Origin of the sequence: Pseudonocardia spirodelae, assembly GCF_037727765.1 — a bacterium.
In the GTDB taxonomy this organism is placed as follows: Bacteria; Actinomycetota; Actinomycetes; order Mycobacteriales; family Pseudonocardiaceae; genus Pseudonocardia; species Pseudonocardia spirodelae.
In genome coordinates this window covers 1-3355 of sequence record NZ_JBBJUP010000037.1, presented here as the reverse complement: position 1 = coordinate 3355, position 3355 = coordinate 1, and the positions used below count along the sequence as shown (strand labels likewise).

Annotated in this window: 2 rRNA genes; both read right to left on the bottom strand. The window is 57.5% G+C overall.

The annotated features are described in order from the left end of the window. Positions 1 to 108, bottom strand: a 5S ribosomal RNA gene (gene rrf, locus WJX68_RS25145); the annotation flags it as partial. Positions 109 to 213: 105 nt separating this feature from the next. After that, positions 214 to 3295, bottom strand: a 23S ribosomal RNA gene (locus tag WJX68_RS25140). Between the last annotated feature and the right edge of the window lie 60 nt (positions 3296 to 3355).

Sequence of the window (3355 nt, the reverse complement as noted above, 5' to 3'; positions counted from 1 at the left end):
CGACCTACTCTCCCACACCCTGGCGAGTGCAGTACCATCGGCGCTGGAAGGCTTAGCTACCGGGTTCGGAATGGGACCGGGCGTTCCCCTACCGCAATGACCACCGACAACACTATTCAACAACACCCCGACCCGAAGATCGGGGCGACCAGAACACACAACCACACACATGGTCATGAGCTCAGGGTCACACAGTGGATGCGAACAACTCGTTGTGGCAAGCCCTCGGCCTATTAGTACCGGTCAACTCCACCCCTCACAAGGCTTCCATCTCCGGCCTATCAACCCAGTCATCTCCTGGGAGCCTTACCCACTCAAAGATGGTGGGAGACCTCATCTTGGAACAGGCTTCCCGCTTAGATGCCTTCAGCGGTTATCCCTCCCGAACATAGCCAACCAGCCGTGCCCCTGGCGGGACAACTGGCACACCAGAGGTTCGTCCGTCCCGGTCCTCTCGTACTAGGGACAGCCTTCCTCAAGTCTCCAACGCGCGCGGCGGATAGGGACCGAACTGTCTCACGACGTTCTAAACCCAGCTCGCGTACCGCTTTAATGGGCGAACAGCCCAACCCTTGGGACCTACTCCAGCCCCAGGATGCGACGAGCCGACATCGAGGTGCCAAACCATGCCGTCGATATGGACTCTTGGGCAAGATCAGCCTGTTATCCCCGGGGTACCTTTTATCCGTTGAGCGACACCCCTTCCACCAGGTGGTGCCGGATCACTAGTCCCGACTTTCGTCCCTGCTCGACCCGTCAGTCTCACAGTCAAGCTCCCTTGTGCACTTACACTCAACACCTGATTGCCAACCAGGCTGAGGGAACCTTTGGGCGCCTCCGTTACTCTTTGGGAGGCAACCGCCCCAGTTAAACTACCCACCAGGCACTGTCCCTGAACCAGATCATGGCCCGAGGTTCAGACACCCAATTCGACCAGAGTGGTATTTCAACAACGACTCCACCACCACTGGCGTGATGGCTTCACAGTCTCCCACCTATCCTACACAAGCCGAACCAAGCATCAATACCAAGCTATAGTAAAGGTCCCGGGGTCTTTCCGTCCTGCCGCGCGTAACGAGCATCTTTACTCGTAATGCAATTTCGCCGAGTCTGTGGTCGAGACAGCGCCCAAGTCGTTACGCCATTCGTGCAGGTCGGAACTTACCCGACAAGGAATTTCGCTACCTTAGGATGGTTATAGTTACCACCGCCGTTTACTGGCGCTTAAATTCTCCGCTTCGCCCCGAAGGACTAACAGGTCCTCTTAACGTTCCAGCACCGGGCAGGCGTCAGTCCGTATACATCGTCTTGCGACTTCGCACGGACCTGTGTTTTTAGTAAACAGTCGCTTGGGCCTGGTCTCTGCGACCGGCCGTCCCTAGCCCGCAAGGAGCCTCAAAACAGCCGGCCCTCCTTCTCCCGAAGTTACGGAGGTATTTTGCCGAATTCCTTAACCACAGTTCGCTCGATCGCCTCGGTATTCTCTACCTGACCACCTGTGTCGGTTTGGGGTACGGGCCGCAACAGCACTCGCTAGAGGCTTTTCTCGACAGCATGGGATCACCCTCTTCGCCTCAATCGGCTACGCATCACCTCTCACCCTTCACTCAGCCCCGGATTTACCTAGGACTGAAGGCTACAGGCTTACACCACGACAACCACCGCGTGGCGGAGCTACCCTCCTGCGTCACCCCATCACTTGCCTACTACCAGATCGGATCCCACGCTCCCCCACAAACAACACTCCCGAAGGAACGAAGGTGGGTTCGGATGGTTAGCATCACCAGCCTCGGCATGGACGCACTATCACGAGCACGGGAATATCAACCCGTTGTCCATCGACTACGCCTGACGGCCTCGCCTTAGGTCCCGGCTCACCCTGGGCGGAACAACCTGGCCCAGGAACCCTTGGTCATCCGGCGGCAGAGATTCTCACTCTGCATTCGCTACTCATGCCTGCATTCTCACTCCCACACCCTCCACCCGTAAATCACTCCCGGGCTTCACCAGATGCAGGACGCTCCCCTACCCAACACCCACAAAGGGCATTGCCACGGCTTCGGCGGTGCGCTTGAGCCCCGCTACATTGTCGGCGCAGGACCACTTGACCAGTGAGCTATTACGCACTCTTTCAAGGGTGGCTGCTTCTAAGCCAACCTCCTGGTTGTCTCGGCGATCCCACATCCTTTCCCACTTAGCGCACGCTTAGGGGCCTTAGCCGGTGATCTGGGCTGTTTCCCTCTCGACCACGAAGCTTATCCCCCGCAGTCTCACTGCCGCGCTCTCACTCACCGGCATTCGGAGTTTGGCTGACTTCGGTAAGCTTGTCGGCCCCCTAGGCCATCCAGTGCTCTACCTCCGGTGAGAAACACACGACGCTGCACCTAAATGCATTTCGGGGAGAACCAGCTATCACGAAGTTTGATTGGCCTTTCACCCCTACCCACAGCTCATCCCCCAGGTTTTCAACCCTGGTGGGTTCGGGCCTCCACGACGTCTTACCGACGCTTCACCCTGGCCATGGGTAGATCACTCCGCTTCGGGTCTACACCCCGCGACTCAAACGCCCTATTCGGACTCGCTTTCGCTACGGCTACCCCACACAGGTTAACCTCGCCACGAAGCATAACTCGCAGGCTCATTCTTCAAAAGGCACGCCATCACCCCGAAAGGCTCTGACGGCTTGTAAGCACACGGTTTCAGGTACTATTTCACTCCCCTCCCGGGGTACTTTTCACCTTTCCCTCACGGTACTTGTCCGCTATCGGTCACCAGGTAGTATTTAGGCTTGACGGGTGGTCCCGCCAGATTCACAGCGAATTCCACGAGCTCGCTGCTACTCGAGAACATGCCCACACCAGAACCTGCGTTTTCGCGTACGGGGCTATCACCCACTACGGCCGACCATCCCAGAATCGTTCCGCTAACACAGACACCCAATGTCCCACCCTCGGCAGAAGATGAACGACACGTCTCACAACCCCGCACCCGCAACACCTGCCGGCTTGACACGGACACGGTTTAGCCTCATCCGCTTTCGCTCGCCACTACTCACGGAATCACAATTGTTTTCTCTTCCTGTGGGTACTGAGATGTTTCACTTCCCCACGTTCCCTCCACGCACCCTATGAATTCAGGTACGGGTAACGCCCCATGACGGGCGCTGGGTTTCCCCATTCGGACACCCTCGGATCACAGCTCGGTTGACAGCTCCCCGAGGACTATCGCGGCCTCCCACGTCCTTCATCGGCTCCTGATGCCCAGGCATCCACCATGTGCTCTCAACAACTTGACCACAACAAGATGCTCGCATCCACTATGCAACACTCAACCCACAACCACACCCAACCAAGAA